Origin of the sequence: Sphingomonas flavida (genome assembly GCF_036663655.1) — a bacterium.
Taxonomy (GTDB): domain Bacteria; phylum Pseudomonadota; class Alphaproteobacteria; order Sphingomonadales; family Sphingomonadaceae; genus Sphingomonas.
On sequence record NZ_JAXOJH010000028.1, the window covers coordinates 1 to 20441 of the forward strand.

General features: G+C 63.0%; 16 protein-coding genes and 1 pseudogene. 8 read left to right on the forward strand and 9 right to left on the reverse strand.

Going from position 1 to position 20441, the window contains the following annotated elements:
- Positions 1-120: 120 nt before the first annotated feature.
- Positions 121-339: pseudogene (locus U1703_RS18035) on the reverse strand (transposase); the annotation flags it as partial.
- 134 nt (positions 340-473) lie between these two features.
- The gene (locus U1703_RS18040; RefSeq protein WP_332786837.1) at positions 474-3089 is read right to left on the reverse strand and encodes a GAF domain-containing protein; all 2616 of its coding nucleotides are present in this window, start codon (positions 3087-3089) and stop codon (positions 474-476) included.
- A 209-nt stretch (positions 3090-3298) separates the two neighbouring features.
- On the opposite strand from U1703_RS18040, the gene U1703_RS18045 reads away from it, so the two are divergent.
- Positions 3299-6541 (forward strand): PAS domain-containing protein, encoded by a 3243-nt coding sequence (locus U1703_RS18045; protein ID WP_332786838.1) that lies wholly within the window; start codon positions 3299-3301, stop codon positions 6539-6541.
- 338 nt (positions 6542-6879) lie between these two features.
- Here the strand turns inward: U1703_RS18045 and U1703_RS18050 are convergent, their stop codons facing one another.
- Positions 6880-7317, reverse strand: a complete 438-nt coding sequence (locus U1703_RS18050) for a GNAT family N-acetyltransferase (RefSeq protein WP_332786839.1) — start codon at positions 7315-7317, stop codon at positions 6880-6882.
- 154 nt (positions 7318-7471) lie between these two features.
- On the opposite strand from U1703_RS18050, the gene U1703_RS18055 reads away from it, so the two are divergent.
- The 4 genes from U1703_RS18055 to U1703_RS18070 all read left to right on the forward strand — a co-directional run bounded on the left by U1703_RS18055 (position 7472) and on the right by U1703_RS18070 (position 10057).
- Positions 7472-7882 (forward strand): GNAT family N-acetyltransferase, encoded by a 411-nt coding sequence (locus U1703_RS18055; RefSeq protein WP_332786840.1) that lies wholly within the window; start codon positions 7472-7474, stop codon positions 7880-7882.
- A gap of 168 nt (positions 7883-8050) precedes the next feature.
- Complete coding sequence (locus U1703_RS18060; RefSeq protein WP_332786841.1) at positions 8051-8935, forward strand: alpha/beta hydrolase; 885 nt, start codon at positions 8051-8053, stop codon at positions 8933-8935.
- A gap of 16 nt (positions 8936-8951) precedes the next feature.
- Entirely contained in the window at positions 8952-9716 is a 765-nt protein-coding gene (locus U1703_RS18065; protein ID WP_332786842.1) for an AraC family transcriptional regulator, read from the forward strand.
- Positions 9717-9748: 32 nt separating this feature from the next.
- On the forward strand, positions 9749-10057 hold the full coding sequence (locus U1703_RS18070) for a Cif family virulence factor (RefSeq protein ID WP_332786843.1): 309 nt from the start codon (positions 9749-9751) through the stop codon (positions 10055-10057).
- 161 nt (positions 10058-10218) lie between these two features.
- Here the strand turns inward: U1703_RS18070 and U1703_RS18075 are convergent, their stop codons facing one another.
- From U1703_RS18075 to U1703_RS18090, 4 genes are all read right to left on the reverse strand, one after another.
- Positions 10219-10740 carry a DUF3291 domain-containing protein gene (locus U1703_RS18075; protein ID WP_332786844.1) on the reverse strand — a complete coding sequence of 174 codons (522 nt, stop codon included), beginning with the start codon at positions 10738-10740 and terminating at the stop codon, positions 10219-10221.
- Between the two features lie 147 nt (positions 10741-10887).
- Complete coding sequence (locus tag U1703_RS18080) at positions 10888-12069, reverse strand: ROK family transcriptional regulator (protein ID WP_332786845.1); 1182 nt, start codon at positions 12067-12069, stop codon at positions 10888-10890.
- The gene (locus U1703_RS18085) at positions 12066-13232 is read right to left on the reverse strand and encodes an MFS transporter (protein ID WP_332786846.1); all 1167 of its coding nucleotides are present in this window, start codon (positions 13230-13232) and stop codon (positions 12066-12068) included. Before U1703_RS18085 ends, U1703_RS18080 begins: the two co-directional genes overlap by 4 nt.
- The gene (locus U1703_RS18090) at positions 13229-14110 is read right to left on the reverse strand and encodes a DUF6528 family protein (RefSeq protein ID WP_332786847.1); all 882 of its coding nucleotides are present in this window, start codon (positions 14108-14110) and stop codon (positions 13229-13231) included. Before U1703_RS18090 ends, U1703_RS18085 begins: the two co-directional genes overlap by 4 nt.
- A 110-nt stretch (positions 14111-14220) precedes the next feature.
- On the opposite strand from U1703_RS18090, the gene U1703_RS18095 reads away from it, so the two are divergent.
- Both U1703_RS18095 and U1703_RS18100 read left to right on the forward strand, forming a co-directional pair.
- Positions 14221-16902 (forward strand): TonB-dependent receptor, encoded by a 2682-nt coding sequence (locus U1703_RS18095; protein ID WP_332786848.1) that lies wholly within the window; start codon positions 14221-14223, stop codon positions 16900-16902.
- Positions 16903-17116: 214 nt separating this feature from the next.
- Positions 17117-18244 carry a glycerophosphodiester phosphodiesterase family protein gene (locus U1703_RS18100; protein WP_332786849.1) on the forward strand — a complete coding sequence of 376 codons (1128 nt, stop codon included), beginning with the start codon at positions 17117-17119 and terminating at the stop codon, positions 18242-18244.
- A gap of 60 nt (positions 18245-18304) precedes the next feature.
- Here the strand turns inward: U1703_RS18100 and U1703_RS18105 are convergent, their stop codons facing one another.
- A complete protein-coding gene (locus U1703_RS18105; RefSeq protein WP_332786850.1) occupies positions 18305-18820 on the reverse strand; it encodes a hypothetical protein in 516 nt (171 codons plus the stop codon).
- 111 nt (positions 18821-18931) lie between these two features.
- Here U1703_RS18105 and U1703_RS18110 point away from each other — a divergent pair, with 111 nt between their 5' ends.
- The gene (locus tag U1703_RS18110; protein ID WP_332786851.1) at positions 18932-19807 is read left to right on the forward strand and encodes a peptidylprolyl isomerase; all 876 of its coding nucleotides are present in this window, start codon (positions 18932-18934) and stop codon (positions 19805-19807) included.
- A 135-nt stretch (positions 19808-19942) separates the two neighbouring features.
- On the opposite strand, the gene U1703_RS18115 is transcribed toward U1703_RS18110, so the two are convergent.
- Positions 19943-20242, reverse strand: coding sequence for a GNAT family N-acetyltransferase (locus U1703_RS18115; RefSeq protein ID WP_332786852.1), 300 nt, complete (start codon positions 20240-20242; stop codon positions 19943-19945).
- Positions 20243-20441: the final 199 nt, after the last annotated feature.

Here is a 20441-nt window from a genome sequence, read left to right on the forward strand (position 1 = left end):
TCCCGATCTCGCCGCCTGACACACCGCCAAGCGAGCACCCTAGACCACCGGGATGAGGGGTCCTTTTTCGACGCCGATCACCCCGCTACCGGGGTCCCTTTTCCACGCCGATCCACAGTTGAACACCCCCATCCGGCTCCAGCGGATGAACCGGTTGTAGATCGTCTTGGGCGGACCGTAAGCCGCTGGCGCATCTCGCCAGCGCAAGCCGTTGCGGATCACGAAAATGATCCCGCTGACGATCCGCCGGTCATCCACGCGCGGCACGCCATGCGACACCGGAAAATACGGCTCAATCCGCTGCATCTGCTTGTCTGTCAGCCAGAACAGGTCACTCATCGGCCGCACCTCCACCGCCAATGAATCAACCCGTCACCGATCATGCAAGATATTTAATAGGTCCTGAGCCTAGAGGCGTTAGCCGCCTCCGGCTCATCATAGCCGACCTGTACGGAAGAGGCAGAGATTGGCATTCATCCAGTGGGTGCAGGCGCCGCCTCCCGATCCGGGATGACCAACGTGTCTATTGCACGGGCGAGCTGGTCCGCCGAATAAGGTTTTTGCAGAAGAAGGAAGCCATGTGCGCCTTCCTGCGCGAGGACGTGGCTATACCCACTCGCAAGAACCACGGGCAGGTGCGGCCATGTCTTGCGCAGCCGCTTGGCCAGTTCCAGGCCGCCCATCCCTGGCATCACAACGTCGGAAAAAACGGCGTCGAACGTACCGGAATTGGTACCGAGCGCCTCAAGCGCATCTTCGGCGCTAGGCACGAGCGTGGTACGAAAGCCCATATCGTTCAACGCCTCGCTAGCGAAACGACCCACCTCCTGATTGTCCTCCACGACCAGGATGGACAGCCCGCGCGTGGCATGCACGCGCTCTGGGGTTGGCACAACTGTTCCCAACTCAATACCCGCAGCGGCTTCGGGGAGGTACAGGGTGAAGGTGGTGCCGACGCCCGGTGAACTCTCAACATCAACATCGCCACCCGACTGCTTGGCGAAGCCGAACACCTGGCTGAGGCCAAGGCCGGTGCCCTTGCCGACCTCCTTGGTCGTGAAGAACGGCTCAAATATTCGCGCGATGTCAGCGGGCGCGATGCCTGCTCCCGTATCGGTGAGGGAAACGGCCGCGAACCCACCATCCACCGCTGCGTGGCCGCGAATAGTGGGCTTACGGACACCACAGACCAGTCGGATCCTGAGTTCTCCCTCGCCGCCCATCGCGTCCTTGGCATTGACTGCCATGTTGACCAACGCCGTCTCGAACTGACCGACGTCCGCCCTGACAACGCAGACTTCGTCCGGGAGGTCGAGGGTGACGGCCACGCGGGCACCGGTCACCGTGTCCAGCATCTCGGCCACACCACGCAGCCGCTCGGCGACATCGAACGCTGTGGGATGCAGCGTTTGCCGGCGCGAGAACGCCAGTAACTGACTGGTCAGCTTGGTCGCGCGGTCCGCCGTGTCGCCGATCGCCTCGATGTAGCGCGTGCGCCGGTCCTGGGGCAGGTCTGGTCGACGCAGGAGATCGACGGATCCACGGATTACCGTCAGCAGATTGTTGAAGTCGTGCGCGACCCCGCCGGTGAGCTGGCCGATCGCATCCATGCGCTGCGCGTGACGCAGGGCTTCCTCAGAGGCGAGTAGGTCGCGCGTACGCTCCTCGACGCGACGCTCCAGCGTCATGGCCAGGTCACTCAGGGCGGCCTCGCGGTCTAATCGCTCGCGACCGATCGACAGGAAGCGCGCAAAGCTCTCGAAGAAGGAAATGGCCTCGTTCTCGAAGCGATCATGGACCGTCGAAACAAAGGAGATCACGCCGTAGAGCTTCTCCTCGGACTGAACAGGAAAGCCCGCATAGGCACGCGTGCCACGGTGTCGGCTGATTATTGTCCGCGGGTCAGCCGATTGCTGGACATGGTCCAGGATGAGTGGCTCCCGGCTCTCCGCGACGAAGCCGCAGAGCGGCACGTCCGCCGGACATGCGTCGGCCAGCCAGTTCCGAACCTCCTCCTCCACCCCCATCGACTGGAGAAGGCGCATGCGCGTGCAGTCATTATTGAGCAGGTAGCTGTAGCTCTGGTCATAGCCGAGCGTCTCGGCGCCTGATGACAGGATATCCCGGAGCACCCTGTCTGGATCATCCGACGAAAGGAGGCCTGCGGAGGCCCGCGCCAGCAGGTCCAGTCGCTGCTCGCGCAGCCGTTCCGCCGTACGGTCGCGCAGCACCTTCACGAAGCCAACGACCTTGTCGTCGGATCGCCTGAGCGGCGTCATCTCGCCCTGCGCCCAGAAGCGCGTACCATCTGCCCTGAGGTGCCAGCGCTCGTCGTTGCCGTGGCCGTGTTCCAGCGCCAGTCGCATCTCGGTCTGCGGCCGACCGACAGCGCGATCCTCGGGAGTGAAGAACCGGTCGACCGGCTCTCCCATCATCTCCCGCTCGGTCCAGCCCAGGATGTTCTCGGCACCTGCGTTCCAGCGGGTCACCCGGCCATCGAGGTCAGTGGCGATGATCGCGAAGTCCGTCGCGCTGTCGAGGATTTGGCGGTGAAGCGCCTCGCTGTCGCGCATAGCCCGGCCGGCCTCGTTCCGAGCCGACGCCTGCTCGGCCTGATCCAGTTGCAGAGCGATCAGCCTCGCGAACATCTCGAAGGTCGGAAGGATCTCAGGCCTGGCGAGATCGTGCGGACTGGGATCGATCGCGCACAACGTACCGAAGAAGCGGCCTTCCGGCAGCACGATCGGGACCGAGATGTAGCTCTTCAGGCCGTATATCGCGGGCGTGTGATGCGCCGCATAGGCGGGGTCTGCGTCAACGTCAGGGATGACCACGGCCTGCCGGTGCTGCCTGATCTCGTGGCAGATGGTCGTCTCCAGCTTCAGCTCGCCACCAGGCTGAAGTCCGAAGTTGATCTCGTCCCTGACGCTGCAGGCGATCCATTTGTCGTCGGTTACCCGGGCGATCGCGGCGAACCCCATCCCGGTGATCCGGCAGACCGTATCAAGTAGCGTCGGCACCACGTCCAGGCGGCCTACCGCCGCCACGTCAGCTGCGCATGGATCATCAACAAATGGATCGGGTCCCATGACCGCTATTTAGCGAAGGATCGAGGCCACGTCATTGACGATGCTCGTTTCCAATCCATAGCCGGATCGGTCGTTTGATCATCCCTTTGGCAATGTGCCCGTTGCCCCGGGGGGGACACAGCCGAGCACAAGGGCGTTGTGATTGGTAATTTTATTTGCTGGCCCGCTATTTGGACGCGCCGCTCCACACTTCCGTCAGTGAGTAACCCGTGCCTGCATCGATCGCCGACCTCGCCACCTTCTTCGACGCCTCGCCGAACCCATATCTGGTGCTGGATCGCGACCTGAACATCGCAACGGCGAACAAGGCCTATCTCGCGTCGGTCCGCCGTGAGTTGCCTGACATCGTCGGTCGCTGGGCGTGGGATGCCTTTCCCACCGATGAGGAGACGCTGCGCCAGGCAGTGGATTCGTTCCAGCGCGTGCTTCGGACCAGACAGGCCGACACCATGGCATTGCTGCGCTTCGACGTGCCAAGACCCGCCTCGGAAGGCGGCGGGCTGGAAAAGCGCTACTGGAGCATCACGCACACACCCGTGCTCGGGGACGACGACGAAGTGTCGTTCGTTCTCCAGCACCCGATCGATGTGACCGACTTGGAGACCCTGCGGCAGACCATCGAGGCTGGTGATAGCGGGGTGCAGCTTCGTCCCGACCACAGCGGCATCTTCGACCGCGCCGAGGCAGTCTACCGCGCCAATCAGGCGCTAACGGCCGAGGCGGAGCGCAATGCCGCTGCGATCACGGCGCTGACGGATGAGCGTGAGAAGCTGATCGGCCTGTTTGAGCAGGCGCCGGCGATGATCGCGCTGCTGCTCGGTTCCGAGCACCGGTTCGCTTTCGCCAACGCCAGTTACCGCGCATCGGTTGGACAGCGCGAGCTGATCGGGCGGACGGTAGTAGAGGCACTCAGTGATGCGGCCGAGCAGGGCTACGTCGCGCTGCTCGACCACGCCTTCGCCACCGGCGAGCCGTACCAGGCGCGGGGCGCCCGCTACGACGTTCAGGCCGAGCCCGATGGTCCGATCGATCAGAGGCTGCTCGACTTCATCTACCAGCCGGTTCGCGACGATGCCGGTGCCGTCATCGGCATTCTGGTACAGGGCGTCGACGTCACCGAAACGATGCGAGCGGCGGACGAGCTAGCTGCGACGGAGGACCGCTATCGATCGGTTCTCGACGCGATCGATGTCGGCTTCTGCATCATCCGTATGCGCTTCAACGACGCAGGCGAGCCTGTCGACTACATGATCGAGGAGGGAAACACCGCCTACGAACGGCAAACCGGCCTGCACGGGTCATTCGGCAAATGGGTCAGTGAGCTGGCGCCCGATCTCGAGAAGCACTGGTTTGAGCTTTACGGGCGGGTCGCTGCCACTGGCGGGCCTGTAAGATTCGAGAACTTCGCCGAACCACTCGGCCACTGGTACGACGTGCATGCGCTGCGTATCGGCCGTCCCGACGAACACCGCGTGGCGTTGCTGTTCAACGACATCACCGAGCGCAAGAACGCTGAGGTGGCTCTGCAGCAGACAAACGAGACGCTCGAGCGCGAGGTGGTCGAGCGCACCGTCGAACGCGACCGGATGTGGGAAACCTCGCCCGACCTGATGCTCGTGATCGACTTCGATGGCGTGTTCAGGCGTGTGAACCCGGCTTGGACTGACCTGCTCGGCTACGAGCCACACGAGCTAGTAGGCCACCACGTTAACGAATTCGTCCTCCCGGACGATCATGCCGGCACCATCGGAGCCTATGAGACAGCGGCGACAGGCCAGCATGCGACAGTCGAGAACCGCTACCGTCACAAAGACGGCTCGACGCGGTGGATCTCCTGGGTCGCCGCTCCGGCTGGCGAGCTAACTTACGCCACCGGACGCGACATCACCCAGCAGCGCGAGGTTGAGGCAAGGCTCCGCGACGAGCAGGACTTCGCGCGCTTGGCGCTCTCAGCGGTTGGTGGGGTCGGGGTCTGGACTTACGACATCCGCTCCGACCGCTTCTTCTGCGATGCGGCGATATCAGCGCTGTACGCGCTTGACCCGGCGCGGGGCGCAGCGGGGCTGTCGAGCGCCGAGTTCCTGGCCAATGTCCATCCGCAAGACCGCGTCGAGCTGAACGGCGTGATGGCCGCGGGATTGCAGCGAGCGGGCGAAATCGAGCTCGAATACCGCATCGTCCATCCCAACGGATCGCTTCACTGGGTGCTGTCGCGGGGGCACACCTACTTTGACGCGGAAGGACACCCGTCGCGGAGAACCGGGGTGGGCGTCGACATGACCAGCCAACGCCTGATCGAGGATCAACTCCGTCAGGCGCAGAAGATGGAGGCCGTGGGCCAGCTGACCGGCGGCCTCGCACACGACTTCAACAATCTGCTCACCGGCATGATGGGCAACATGGAGCTGCTGCAAATTCGCCTTGCACAGGGCAAGATCCAGGACAGCGAGCGCTTCATCGTCGCCGCGCAAGGTGCCGGCCGACGGGCGGCATCGCTGACCCAGCGGTTGCTCGCCTTCTCTCGCCGTCAGACGCTCGATCCTAAACCCACTGACGTGAACCGGCTCGCAGCCGGTATGGAGGAGCTTCTTCGGCGGACCGTTGGCCCCGAAATCGAGATCGAGATCGTCGGTGCTGCCGGGCTATGGACCGCGAACATCGACGCCGGGCAGCTCGAGAATGCGCTGCTCAACCTGTGCATCAACGCACGCGACGCCATGCCGGATGGCGGCCGCATCACCATCGAGACGGCGAACAAGTGGTTGGACGAGCGAACTGCGCGCGAACGCGACCTGCCCCCCGGGCAATACCTGTCTGTCTGCGTGACCGATACCGGCACCGGCATGACCGCAGAGACAATCCAACGGGCCTTCGAGCCCTTCTTCACGACCAAGCCGCTCGGCGAGGGCACGGGTCTCGGTCTGTCGATGATCTACGGCTTCGCGCGCCAGTCGGACGGACAGGTCCGGATCTATTCGGAGCTGGGCATGGGCACGACCATCTGCATCTACCTGCCCCGCTTCGTCGGTGATGCGATGCTAGTGGAAGAGGAGGAGGCCCTCACCATAGCCGCGCAGGCCACGGGGCAGACCATCCTCGTCGTGGATGATGAGGCGACGATCCGTCATCTAATCGACGAGGTGCTGGACGAGGCGGGTTATACCGTGATTGGCGCTGCCGACGGCAACGCCGGTTTGAAGGTCCTCCAGTCCGGTGCCCGGATCGAGTTGCTGATCACCGATGTCGGACTGCCTGGGGGCATGAACGGCAGGCAGGTCGCCGACGCGGCACGAGCGCTCCGACCAGGCCTGAAAGTGTTGTTCATCACAGGCTACGCCGAAAATGCTGCCGTGGGAAACGGGCACCTAGAGGCGGGTATGGAGTTGCTCACCAAGCCCTTCACTCTTGAAGCGCTCTCGGCCAAGGTGGGTAGCATGATCAAACGAGATTGATGTGCCGGCATTCACTTCGACGAAGCTCAGGGAAATCATCATTATTCGCTACGCCGCACGTCATCAACTCGGTCAGCCCTGGCTATGTGAAGATCGACCTTACCGAACACAACGGCTTCATGACACCCGAGGAAGGGGGCGAAACTCCCCGTCGAGGACGCGCTGCTCGGGGACGATGCCGTATCTGGTCGCTTCGTGGAAGCTAGCGGCCAGACGCTTTGGTAAGATCAGGCTGATCATTGGGCAGGGGTAAAAAAGGCTGTCCCGAAACCGGTGACAGACTGGTTTTGGGAAGGCCGCGCCATTCCCTGTATTCGATGGTATTCTGGGAAAGGTGGCTAGATCGCTAGCGACAGGATCGGACGGCTCCACGTTGCCTTGATTGTCGGTGGTTTCGTACCGACGACGACCGCACCCATCGCCTCATAGAAGCCAACTGAGGGCGGATGGGAAACGATCCTAATCGAGACGATACCCCGCCGCCTCGCTTCCGCCATCATGTGCCGAAACAGCCTAGATCCTAAGCCGCTACCCTGAACGCCATCTGCTACGAACATCAGGTCCAGTTCGGGTTCACCATCAAGGGTTAGACTATAAAATCCGCACAAGGTGCCGTTACGCTCAGCGATATAGAAAACATCTCGCTCGATCTGCGAGGGCGTGACCGCATACCCGTCGAGGATACTTGCGTACTTACCGCTATAAGCGACCGAACCATGCATCAGGTTGGTAAGTGTTTCCGCATCATCGGGCACGGCAGAGCGGATCGTAATCACGCTGCTCCCTATCACCGGCTAGCCGTCCCCCACAATCGAGAACGATACGGTCGGGGCATTCCCGTTGGGATGGTGAATTGGGAACGGGAATGAAAATGGCTGAGGTAAGCGATATGGTCGAAAGCATGGAGGCCACGCGGTATCAGAGGCTCTTATGGCGGTCACGTTGAGGTTGCAGAAGGTGACGGCAGCTGACCCGGAACGTGGTTGGGCACCGGCCGAGTTCTACGACATAGTTGCTGGGGGCGAAGTGGTCGGCACGATCCAACTTCGCCTCGGAAACACTGACTACATGCACCTGTATGGTGGGCATGTAGGATACAAGGTGGAGCCAGAACATCGGGGACACGGCTATGCGAGCGAGGCGCTGACGGTATTGCGTCCGATCGCTCGGAGCCACGGCTTCGAGGAAATCTGGATTACCGTTCGGCCGGATAATATCGCCTCTTGCCGCACGTTAGAAAAAGCCGGGGCAAGCTTTGAGGGGACGTTAGCAGTCCCGGCCGACAGCGACTTGTATGCACGGGGCGATCTCCACATGCGGCGCTATCGTCTATCCGTATAACCGGCTTCGGCATGTTCCCACAAGGGAAGGTGTATTGGATCGGCATTCTCCAGCATAGCTCCGATCCCAGGGCAATGACCGTTTTGGCGTAGTGATCGGCTGATGTCGCGGCGCGGGAGCGGCTGCTTTGCGTCATGTGGCGTGACGAATGCTATAAGGGGAGCGACAATGCGCCACGATGTTACGTTCTTATCGGAGGATCGAACTCTTTCCGGTTGGCTTTTTCGACCGGAAAGCGGAGGTCCTTGTCCGCTGATCGTGATGGCGCATGGGCTGACCTGCGTGAAAGAACAGTATCTCGATCGATACGCCGGCGTCTTCGTTGCGGCAGGTATCGGGGTTCTTCTCTACGACCATGCGAATTTCGGCGCGAGCGGCGGGGAGCCCCGGCAGGAAGTCGACCCGGTGCTGCAGCGTCGTGGCTACCGGGATGCCATCACTTTCGCGCAGACGCTCCACTGGGTGGACGCCGGGCGCATCGGCATTTGGGGGACCAGCTTCAGCGGCGGGCATGTGCTCGAGGTCGCGGCGATCGACCGGCGCGTGAAATGCGTCGTCTCACAGGTGCCGACCATCAGCGGCTGGCAATCGGCGCAACGCCGTACACGCGCTGATCTGGTGCCCTCTGTGCTCGCGCGATTCGAGGCCGACCGGGCGGGTCGCTTTCGCGGGGAACCGCCGATGATGCTGCCGGCGGTATCGGCCGATCCGGCGATGCCCTGTGCGATGGCCGGCGAGGACAGCTATGCGTTCTTCACCGGGACGCGCGAGATGGCACCGAACTGGCGCAACGAGATGACGTTACGCAGTGCTGAAATGGCCCGGGAGAACGAGCCCGGCATCTATATGGCGCGGATCAGCCCGACACCGCTGTTGATGATCGTCGCGCGAAACGACGTCTTGACGGCGACCGACCTTTGCCTCGACGCCTATGAGCGGGCGCTCGAACCGAAGAAACTGGTGATGGTGCCGGGAGGTCATTTTGATCCCTATGTCGATCAGTTCGCGATCACGAGCGGCGCGGCGCGAGACTGGTTCCGGCAGCACCTTTGACGGCCATGAGGACCATGTGACTGGCAGGCCCCCTTCCATCCGACTGCTGGCGCGCGACTACCCGGCCGGGTGGATCGTCGGGCCGCATTGCCATGCCGAGGGGCAATTGGTTCATGCGGTCGCGGGAGTCATGGAGGTGCGCACCGCGTCGCGGCTCTGGCTCGTGCCACCACAACGGGCGGTCTGGATACCGCCGCGGGTATCACACGAGATGCGCACACGGGGGCCTGTGTCGCTGCGCACGCTATACGTCGATGACGCGGATCTGGCGTCCGAACTGCTCGAACGACCGCGGGGCGTCGGTGTGACGCCATTGATGCGCGCCCTCATCCTCCGCGCGATCGACTATCAGGCATTCCCCGTATCGCCCAGGCGCGAAAGGCGGCTGCATGATGTGATCCACGACGAACTTGCCTGTCTGCCGGCGGATCACATCGCCTTGCCGATCGCGACCGACCCGCGATTGCAGCGGGCGTGCGACATGATGCTCGCGGATACCGGACAGACACTGTCCCTGGTGGACATCGCGCGGCGATCCGGTCTGTCGATCCGCACCTTGGGGCGACTGGCCCATAGCGAACTGAAGTGCTCGGCCTCGGTCTGGCGACAGCAGGCACGGATCGTCATGGCGGTGCCGCTGATCGTCGAAGGTCAGTCCGTCATGCAGGTCGCAAGTGCAACCGGATATGAAACTCCAGGAGCGTTCGCGGCCATGTTCAAGCGGATCGTCGGGGTGACGCCTTCCGCGTTCGGGGCGTGCCGCAGTCATATCGAAACGTAATCGGATATTTCTACCTCTCGGTCCGATACAAGATGGCGCTGGCCGTCTCATTGGCCGTTCCCAATGGAAATAGCTCCGCCTTCGCGACGGCGACGCTAAGAAGGGTCACGGCTCCGTTACGGGGAATGAGGCGGGCCGACACGGTTGGCGGCCACGAAGAAGTCGATCGTCGCGCGATGACTTATGGCGATACGGCCGTGGTCACGGACGTCGATCATCTCGGCGGCATTGCGTTCGGCCATTATGGCGAGATGTATCTCCGCTTCACGGACGTATTGGTGCAGCGAGATGGTCGTTGGCAGCTCGTGATCCAGCAGGCGACGTCGACCGACGGCTTCTGATCGACCGTCCTTTCGTCCGATCCCGGCCATTCCCAAAAACGATCGGGGCTGTTGAAAAATGCGCCGCTGGTGGCCGGGTACGGTTGGGGGCGGAATGACACCCCAAGGCATAGCGATCCCGTCTCGCATGGGATGGCGTTTCGAGGATCAGAGGCGTGCACCTACGCTCTGCCGATGCACCAGGGATCGGGTTGCATATCCACGGGCAGAGATGGTGAGCCGGGTTGGCCAAAGCGGGCCTTGAACGTAAAGGCGAACGGCGACGGCCCATATCGATCGAGCCGCCACAAGCGGGACAAGCCTTCATCGATGCTCGGCCGGTGGCCGGCGGGGACCCACCATAGCGCCTGATACGCACCCTCGAACCGATCGAAATACTCACGGCGCCGCGCCATTTCCGGCGTGTGTGCGCTCCGATACACAAACTGGAACAGCGCATCGGCATCGCGCCAAACCGACATGTTGACGATGAACAACGGATCGGAGGTAGGTTGAATGTCGGTGGCGTTCCCCTGATCGCTTTGCAGGCGCCATAGGAAACCCGGAGCGGCATCCGCTATTGCGTTGACGCGGTCCAGTGCGTCGAAAAACGGGCGCACGCGTGGATCGTCACTTGGAGCGATCAGGCGCCCAACGTTAATCTGCGCCAATTCCCAGACCTGTCCATGGGTATCGCCTACCATTCACTGCCTCCCGCAATATTCGCTGAAGGCAATCATCGTAGCTTCGACGATCCCGAGCAACCCTCGTGCAGCCAATAATGCTCGCGCCCTTCCTGGCCAGTAAGGCGGCCGAGGCAATCCCATTGGGATCGAGTAGTGGGAATGCCCTCAGTCTTCCATGAACACATGTCCCGCATTGGAATCGAAGAATGCGGCGCGCAGTGGCAGGGTCGCAGCGCCGATAGCCGTCGCATCTCCGTCGATCATCGAAGGAATGATTCGGGCTGACGGCCGGTGGAAGCCGCGCCGTGCAGGATTGGTGAAGCTTATACGCTGGGCAATCCGTGACGCGAGCGAGGCCGGCAGGCGGCCGCCGAGCACGATCGCGCCCGGATCGATAGTCGCAAAGATCGCCGAAGCGACGAGATTGAGCGACGGCATACAACGGTCCAGCCAGGTATCGACAGCGGGATGACCAGCGTCGAAGTCCGTCAGCATCGCGTGCAGGTCGGGGAACGACGTGCCATGCTCCTCAAAGGTTAGGCGCAGCGCCTCGAGATTGGGTTGCGGCCAGTCGGCGGGCAGGATCGACGCGAACTCACCCGCATTGCCGTGACGCCCGCGCAACGGCCGCCCTTGCGCGATGATGCCCCCGCCAAAACCGGCAGAGAAATAGAGATAGGCGAAGTCGCGCGACACACGTCCAAGGCCCAGCATCGCCTCGCCGATTGCCGCGACGTTGCCGTCATTGTCGATCCAGACCTTTTCGCCCAGCGCTTCGGACAGGATCGTATCGAGCGGCACCAGCGCCCAGGGGTCGAGCAACCTTGGCGGGTTCAGCCTCGCCCCGTCGCCGATAAAATAGCCGGTAACGCCGATCCCGATCCCGACCAGCCGCGTTCCATCGCGCCCCGCGTCGGCGATTGCGGCGTCGATCATGCCGCGGATCTGGCGGCAGGCAGGCTGGATCTCAATGTCGGCCAGCCGTTCGCTGCGCGCGCCGTGAACCTGCCCGGCCAGGTCGAGCAGCACGAGCGATACCGCATCGGTCATCACTGACAGGCCGATCGCAAAGGCGGCGGAGCCCTCCAGCGCCAGTTTCGCGGCGGGCTTGCCGCGCCCCGCCGCGACAGGCAGCGCTTCCCGCAACAGGCCGCGCACGATCAGCGGCTCGACCAGACGGGTGATCGAATGGGGTGCCAAGCCGGTCAGCCGGGCCAGATCGGCGCGGCTCGACGGCCCTTGCCGCGACAGGAGATCCATCAGCACCCGCTCATTGGCGGTTGCGGTGCGGCGGCCGTCTTCGCGAAGGAAATGGGCGGGGTAGTCGCCTGCGGTGATCGCGTTCATGCCTTTGGCAAGCCTGCCTGAGGCGTCGGTGTCAACCCGGGTAGCAGCAGCAAGGCTGCGACGCCGCAGGCCGCACCTACCGCGAACACGAAGGTGACATAGCTCGCGGGCAGGAAGGTCGGCACGCTGCCCACCCCCCCGGCAAGAGCCAAGCCGGCGGCGCCCAGCGCCAGCTTGGACGCCATGGTGTACAACCCGTAGCCGCGCGGCCCGGCTCCCAGCACCGGCAGGATCGCCCATCCGATCAGATTGGTCGTTCCCAGGGCAAGACCGAGCAGGACGAGCATCGGCGCAGCTGCGCTCCATGAGAACCCGATCGCAATGGCCGCCGCGACGGCATAGGATGCGGCCAGCAGCGCTATGCCGCAGTGCATGTCGCGAAGCCGGATTGGGAGGAGCGCCGCAGTCGTGCGCCCCATGATCAGCAGGGTCAGGATCGAGGTACCGTCTTGGCTGCGATGCCAACCCGCCGGCAGATGCAGCACCGCCTTGGCCAGCGCCCCCAGCGCGACGATGCCGATGACGCTGGCTGCCAGGAACGGTAAGGGCAGCGCACGCGTCGTTGGGTGAACGACCTCGCGGGGTGATGACGAGGGGGCGAAAGCGAGCAGCAGCGGCAGCATCGCCGCGCCGATCAGGACGCCGCCCGCCGCGATGGCCCATAACAAAGGTGCGGCGCCGATGCTTGCGGTGTTGCTCGCGACGCCAGCGGCCAGCAGCGAGGCGAGCGCCGTCCCAACCGTCCGTCCGCGCGCCAGACTGACTGCGCGGGCCGGCGTGTCGCCCAGCCGGGTGAGCAGCGCATTGTGCGGCACGTCGGCCCCGGCATAGGCAATGCGGAATGCCAAAGTGGCCGCGAGCAATGCCGCCGAGCCATGGGGCGCGAGCAGCACAGTCGCCGGAAAGCTGATCCCAGCCAGCACAAGCATCGCCGCCGCGATCGGTGCCGCGTGACGGGGATGCCGCGCCAGATAGCTGCCGACGATAAAATCCGCAAATGCATTAGCCGCCAGGCCGATGAGGAATAATGCCCCCGCCGTCATCGGGTCCAGGGCATAGACCGTGACCAGCAGATAGATGGTCAGCAGGTCGCTGGCCGTCCATAACAGGCTCTTGCCGATATGGGCTACCTGATAGGTTGTCCAGGCCCGGCGCCACGTCATCGGCGCCAGCGAACCTTGTAGAGTTTCATTCCCGTTGTCTCGATCCGGCGCGGGTGGCCCGCATCGCGGTCGGCGACCGAGAAGCCATGCGCCCACCAGCTTTCCTCCGCCTGCACCCACGCTATCGCCCCTTTCGTCACGCTGACCGCCTTGACCCGCAGCTTGGGGTTCAGTGCTGGGATGGGCGTGAAGGCGCCGCGATCGGGATCGAAGCTCCATACGCCATCGTCGGTGGTGACGACATAGCCGCCTTCGGGCGTCGCGGACAGGTCATGGCCGTCGCGACGACCCGGCAGCGTCCAGCGCGCCGTTTCGATCAAGCGCGGTTCGCCGGCCTTCGGATCGAACGAAAATAGCTGGATCAGATCGTGCGACAGCGCGAACAGCCCTTGCCGCCGTGTGTCCCAGACTGTGCCGTGGCCGGACGGCAGGGGGAGGCTGACCAACGGCTGTTCGCTCCGCGACAGCCGGTAGAGTTCCAGCCGGTCACCGGCCGGGTTGATCGACAGCGCTACGGCAGCATAGCCGCCGGGCAACAGGTCCGCTGAATGCGCCATCGGCGCGGTCGCGCGAAACCGCACCTTCCCACTGGCGCGATCGAGCAGCACGACGCCTCCGGTCGAGGCGGTGACGAGGATCGCCCTGTCTCCGTTAACCGGTTTGCAGTCGTCGATATGGGCGAGCAATTTCGTCCGATAAGCTCGCGGCAGTTCGCTGGCCTCGCCAGCGGTCCACCGCCAGGTTTCCGACGCGCCGGTGCTCGTCAGGACATATTCGCGAACCTGATCGTCGCCACATGCATAGAGGCGATCCGCCGCCGCCGCGCCGGTGCTGCCGACCAGGCCGACCAACACGCTCAACAACCTCAATCCACGCATCGTTGCAGTCCTTGCTTGATGATGACCTCGCGGCACGTCGCGCCGTCATGTTTATGTCACCTATAGTGAATAATACGCGGCCAGCCTTTTCGGGGAAAGAGGGAACCACGATGAAAACGTCACTGGCCATCCGCCGTCTCCTGTTGTTGTCATCGGCTATCGCGGCGCCGATCCATGCCCAGACCACGGCACCGTCGGCGACGCCCGCTGCTGCGGTCGAGGCGGGCGAAGAGATCGTCGTAACCGGCGCGCACTTGCAGGCGGTGCGGGAGATCGCGGCCAAGCGCGACATTCCCGTCATTTCCGACAGCATCAGTTCGGACGAGATCGGCACGCTGCCGGATTTTGGGCTGGGCGAGGCGCTGACGCGCGTGCCGGGCATTTCGACGATCCAGAACAATGCGCGGGGGGAGGCGCAATTCCTGTCGATCCGTGGCCTGAATGCCGACTATAATCTCGTGGAGATCGACGGCGTTGCGTTGCCCGCCAATGAGGTCGGACGGCGCAACGTGTCGCTGGACGTGATCCCCTCGTCGCTGGCGTCGCGAGTGGAGGTCTACAAGTCGCTCAATGCGACGATGAACGCCAACGCGATTGGCGGAATCGCCAACCTGCGCACCCGCAGCGCCTTCGACAAAGGCGGCAAGCCGTTCGTCGGCGGTCGCTTCGACATCGGCCGATGGGATTTCCAGCGGACGCGCGGCAAGGCGGGGCCGTCGGGTCAGGCCGAGCTGGTCGCCTCGACGACCTTCGGGCCGGATCGCAAGTTCGGCGTGGTCGTGGCGGGCAGCTACTTCCGGCGCGATTCCGCCTCGCTCAACTCGGCCAGCGACAACTACCTGTACTTCGACCAGACGACCGGCACGCGGCTGACCTCGCCCGCCAGTGACGTATCCGGCGCCGTCGTCGCGCCCGATCGTCGACGCTGGCTGCATTACGACAACATCCGTCAGCGTTACGGGGTGTTCGGCAAGCTGGAATTTGACGATCACCGGATGTTCAAGGCGGCGGTGACGCTGGCCGACTTCCGCCATATCAATGACGAGGAACGTCAGTCGAACCTTATCACGGCCAATACGGCGGTGACGAGCGCCACCAACCGCTACACCTACTTCAGCGACGTTACCGCCACCGGCGGCAACGTCGCCAGCGCCGGCGGGCAGGTCGATCTGGTAAATTACTATCAGACCCGCCGGATGCGCTATGCCGATTTCCGGGGCGAACTGACGCCCGGCGATCGCATCCGTGCCGATCTGGGCGTCAATTGCGCAGTGGCGACCTACAGCCAGGACGCCCGCCTCGCGACCTATCGTATCGCGAACACCAGCAACCTCGCCTACGCCTATACGATCACGCCCGGCCAGTTCACGCAATTCGACTTCGCGAACCCCGCCTATGTCGCGAACGCGGCCAACTACCGACAGTTCGAATATGGCACGACCGGCGAGGACCAGCGCGAGAATGCGCTGACCGCCCGCGCCAATATCCGCTTCAATGCCGAACCGGACGATCGCGGCTTCGGCATGGCGACGGGGGTCTTCACCCGCTTCCTAGATCGCCGCTATGACTCAGTGCAGGACAATTACCGGACGAACGCCGCCTCCACTTATCTGTTGCCGGGCACGCTCGCGCCGGAAAGCTACAGGCCGTACAATGGCGGCGGGCAGACGATGTTGTTCGTCGATCCGTCGGCCGCACGCACCTTTTTCGAGGCCAATCGCGGCGGCTTCACCGCCAACTCCGCCAATGCGGGCAACAGCCTGCAATCGGACTACAACCTGACCGAGAATATCCTCGCGGGCTATTGGATGGCGCGGTACGCGCTCGACACTGCGCGGCTGACGGCAGGGGTCCGGTTCGAGGATACGACCCTGACCACCGGGTCCTATCGCCTACGTGGTGGCGCTTATAGCTGGGGCCAGCAAAGGCAGCACTATGGGGACTGGTTGCCCTCGGCGCAGTTCGACTGGGACCTGAGCGATCGTCTGCGCGTCCGCGCTGCCTATAGCCGCACGCTCGGCCGCCCCAATTACGACGACCTGGCCGCGCGCGAGGGCGTCAACGTCAACAGCTCGACCGGCGCGATCAGCATCACCTCGGGCAATCCCGACCTGAGACCCCGGCGATCCGACAATTACGACCTGAGTCTGGAATATTATGTGAACCGCGACGTGCTGTTCTCCGCCGGACTGTTCCGTAAGGACATCAAGGACGAGATCATCACCGTGCGCAACCAGGCGAGCGAGCTGTTCGACGGTACGCAGCAGCTCGTCACCCGCATCCGCCCGGTCAACGCCAGCAGCGCGAAGGTGCAGGGGGTCGAACTCAACGCAGTCGTGGCGCGGATGCCGTTCCTGCCCGGCCCGCTGGCGGGGCTGGGCGCGTCGGCCAACGTCACGCTGCTCGACCCGACCCCACCGGAGGTGACGCTATCCGACGGCGTTACACGCCGTCGTCTGTCCGGTTTGTTCGAAAGCGCGAACACGGTCGCCAACGTGAAGCTGTTCTATACCGCAGGCCCGGTCACCGTGCAGGGCGCGTGGAACCACCTGTCGCCGATCCTCTATTCGGTATCGACCAGCGATCCGATCGGCGACCGGCGCTATGCCGCCAGCGACCTGTTCGACGCGCAGCTGCGCGTAAAACTAAACCGTCACTGGACGATCGTCGCGCAGGGCAAGAACCTGACCAACTTCCGCCCGCAGCGGATGTTCGGCCCCGCCTTCGGCCTGTTGCGGGAAGAAATCGACAACGGCCGGGCCTTCCTTATCGGCGCGCTCGTGCGCTATTGATGCGGGTGGCCGCCGGAGCCGCGATACTGCTGCCAGCCCCCCTCGCCCGTTGCGACTGGGCGCCCGGCCATCGGCGAGCGGCTGCCTTGCAATGTCCTTCTATCGTCACACGGGCGAAACGACGGCGAAACCAAGCCGACCTAGCCACGCCCGAGTCAGAACCAATCCGTATCAACCCGTTTTCAAGCGCCAACGCTCAATCTGGGAGAAACTGATGTTCGATCACCTTGGACTTTTCCGCCATGCGGTTTGCACACTGACCGGTGCTGCGGCACTGTTCGGCGCGCATCAGGCCAGCGCCGCCACCTGCCAGACCGCCGCCTATCAGATGGACGAAATCATGAACACGCGGGCAACCAACGACACGCTGTTCCTGGCGCATCGCGGCAATTGGGGACAGTATAACCGCAACGACAACTCCATCCCGGAAAACTCCATCGCGGCCGGTGCGTCGGCGAACGCCGACTGCATGGACGGGATCGAATATGACGTGAAAGAGTCGAAGGACGGCGTCCTCTACCTGATGCACGACTTCAATCTGGGCCGCACCACGGACGTCTACCGTTTCGAGCCGGGCGGCAAATACGACCCGATCCGCGACCGGGGCGCCAACCCTGCGGTCAGCAGCATGACGGCGACCCAACTCGACCGGCTCACCTTGCTACTGCCCAATCGCTCGGGATTGTCGGACCAGCGCCTTCCCCGTGTCAGCAAGGTGCTGCAAACCTATACCGGCGATCGTTGGTCGACGCCGATCATCTTCGATACCAAGACGACTAGCGCGGTGCGGATACTCGATGATCTGGTCAAGGGCCTGGTGCCGGACGGCGGCCGGGTGATGGGGGTGAAGGTCAACGCGACCCTCTATCCGACGCCCCAGTCCTTCTGGCGGCAGAGCAGAAACCTGAAGGTCATTCCGGTCTTTACCACCAACATGCTGGGCAAGATCAGCGTCGCCGACGCTTTCAACGCCTGGTCCGGCCGTGTGAAGACGATGGAGATCAACGTCAAGCAAAGTGGTGGCCTGCTGTCTTACCAGAAGGACGAGGCGCTGAGAAAAGGCATCCGCGTCGGCGTCTTCCAGGCGATCCCGGACGGGCCCAATCCGAACACCTTCTACAAGAACACCGGCGCGTGCTGCTACAAGCTGTCGGATCTCTACTACACCTATTACGTCAATCGCCAGGTGGCTGGCCGCGACACGGATGATCGTCGCGGGGAGATGCCGTTTCTGGTTCAGCAGCGTTTCGGCTTGATCACCACCGATGATCCCCACGGCACGGTCCGCTACCTGTCCCGCGCGGGCAAGCGTCAGAACCATTTCCAGGGCTATTGGGGCTGACACCATCCGACCTACGACGGCCGATGGGCGACCTCGCGCCGCCCATCGGCCCGCAACCGATCACTGCGCCTTTCGTTCGATCCGGAACAGCAACCGATATTGGTCGGGGCCGAGTTCTTCGATCTGGATGGGTTCGGTTAGGCCGTACCCCGCCCGTGCGAGGCTCGCCGGCATGTCCTCCTGGACCAGCTGCGAGAAGGCCTGTTCGTCGAGAGGCGCACCGGCCGCGCTGGGCTCGGCCGAGACGCTGCAGCGATCGGCATCGCATTCGCTCCGTACCTCCCGCAAGACGGGGAGATATTGCGACACCATCCGGTCGACGTCCGTCGCATCCAACATGGCGGGAGATGGCATCATGGCCTGTGACGGCATTGCCGGGTCGGTTTCAGGGAGTTCGCGATGGGGCACGTCCTGCGAGCGAGCCGATATGACCACGATCCCGTCGTTCGACGACGTGCCACCCTCAGACTCGTGGTGGCGGATCAATAAGACACTGGCGCTCATCACAACGGCCAGCCCTGCAATCGCGGCTAACGGTTTACGCGAGTGACGAACATCGGCAGGCGAATCGACCATATCTCCACCATCACATTTTGACTTTGTTACAGTATTGCATGGCAAAGCGGATAATTCAACAATCAATTTGTTGTTATCTTGCCGTGTTAAAATCAGCGGGATGAGATTTTTATGAAATATAGCCATAAATTTGCAATTAAAATTGCACTAACTGCTATATTAATTTCACCACTTTCTGCAAAAGCGCAAACGGGGATGAATGTCATTGATCAGCACCAATCGTCCGTGGCTGCAATGTTACATTCGCGAACGGACTTTGCATGGCTTTTCGATCCCGTTCTGCTCGAAAACACCGAGATTACGGAATCAGAGAGACGTGATGCTCGACAGGTGATCGGCTTGGCGAATGTTGCAAGAGCCAAGGGAATGGCCGACCGGGCCGACGTGCGTGCCGCTCGGGCCGCAGCGGACGACCTGATCCTCGCCGAGGCGGCGCGGCGCAGTCTCGTGGACTCGGTGCGGCCGACCGATGCGGAGGTCGCGCAACGGATCGCGGCCCATCCGGAGCGGTATGACGAGTACCGCCTGCGCCACATCTTCGTCGCGGTCGGCCCGACCCGCGACGGCAAGAGCCGCAGCGAAGCCGACGCACTTGCACTCGCCCGACGTATCCACGCGCGGATCAAGGGCGGCGAACGCTTCGAAACGGTCGCGGAGGCGGCGTCCGAGGATGCGTCCACGGCCATTGAGGGGGGCGCGCTTTCCGAACTGCTCGGCGCCACAATGAGCGATGCCTTCTTCCCCTATGTCCAGGCACTGCCCGTCGGCGGGATCACCGAACCGGTGCGCGGCCCGGAAGGTTTTCACATCCTGAAGCTTGAGGCGCGCCAGCCCGCCAGCCCCGCCTCGGCGCGGTATTGGGTGGAGCAGGATATCCTCAAGGAGCGCTTACCGGGACTGATCGCGCAGGCGATCGCCTCCGACAGGAAGGCCATTAGCTCCGTTCATGATCGCGGAGCCGGTGAAGGCAGTGCCAACGTTAGATGAGAGTGACGCGGTTGGATTACCGTCGTTTCTTATCGCAATCGGCTCCAACCGGCTGTCAGGTCTGCACTCGTTTCCGGTCTGGGACGGGCAGCCGAGACAGCCGGGGCATCCCCTTATGAGCGAGAAAGGCCGCCACTATTGAAACCGCTTGCGGAGGAAGAACCGCTTCTGCCCTATGGGATGACCGTCAAGCGTGCCGAACACTTCAAAGCCTTGATTCTCGTAGAAGCCACGAGCTTGAAACTCATAGGTATTGAGCCAAAGTCCAATATAGCCGTTAGCACGCGCAATACCTTCAGCCTGGCTCATTAGTGACTTGCCGTAGTATCCGCCTCGGTACTCCTCCGGGACGACTAGAAGCTCTACGAACAGCCAATCGTAAGCGCACTTGCTCCATAGGCCGCCGATGTGAGCGCCATGCTCATCGGTCAGCAAATAGCGACGGGACGGATACGCGGATCGCCTGCAAGAGCAATGTTGTAGGCGCGCAGCGGCACAAAAACAGCGTCGCGATCTCCCTAGCATTACAGTTGCGCTCTTGATGATGTTCTGAATCAATGGGTCACCATGACAAGGAGGTCGTGGTGACGGGAGCATCGATCGAGGCGACGCTGGAGCTTTGGGCATCGTCGCT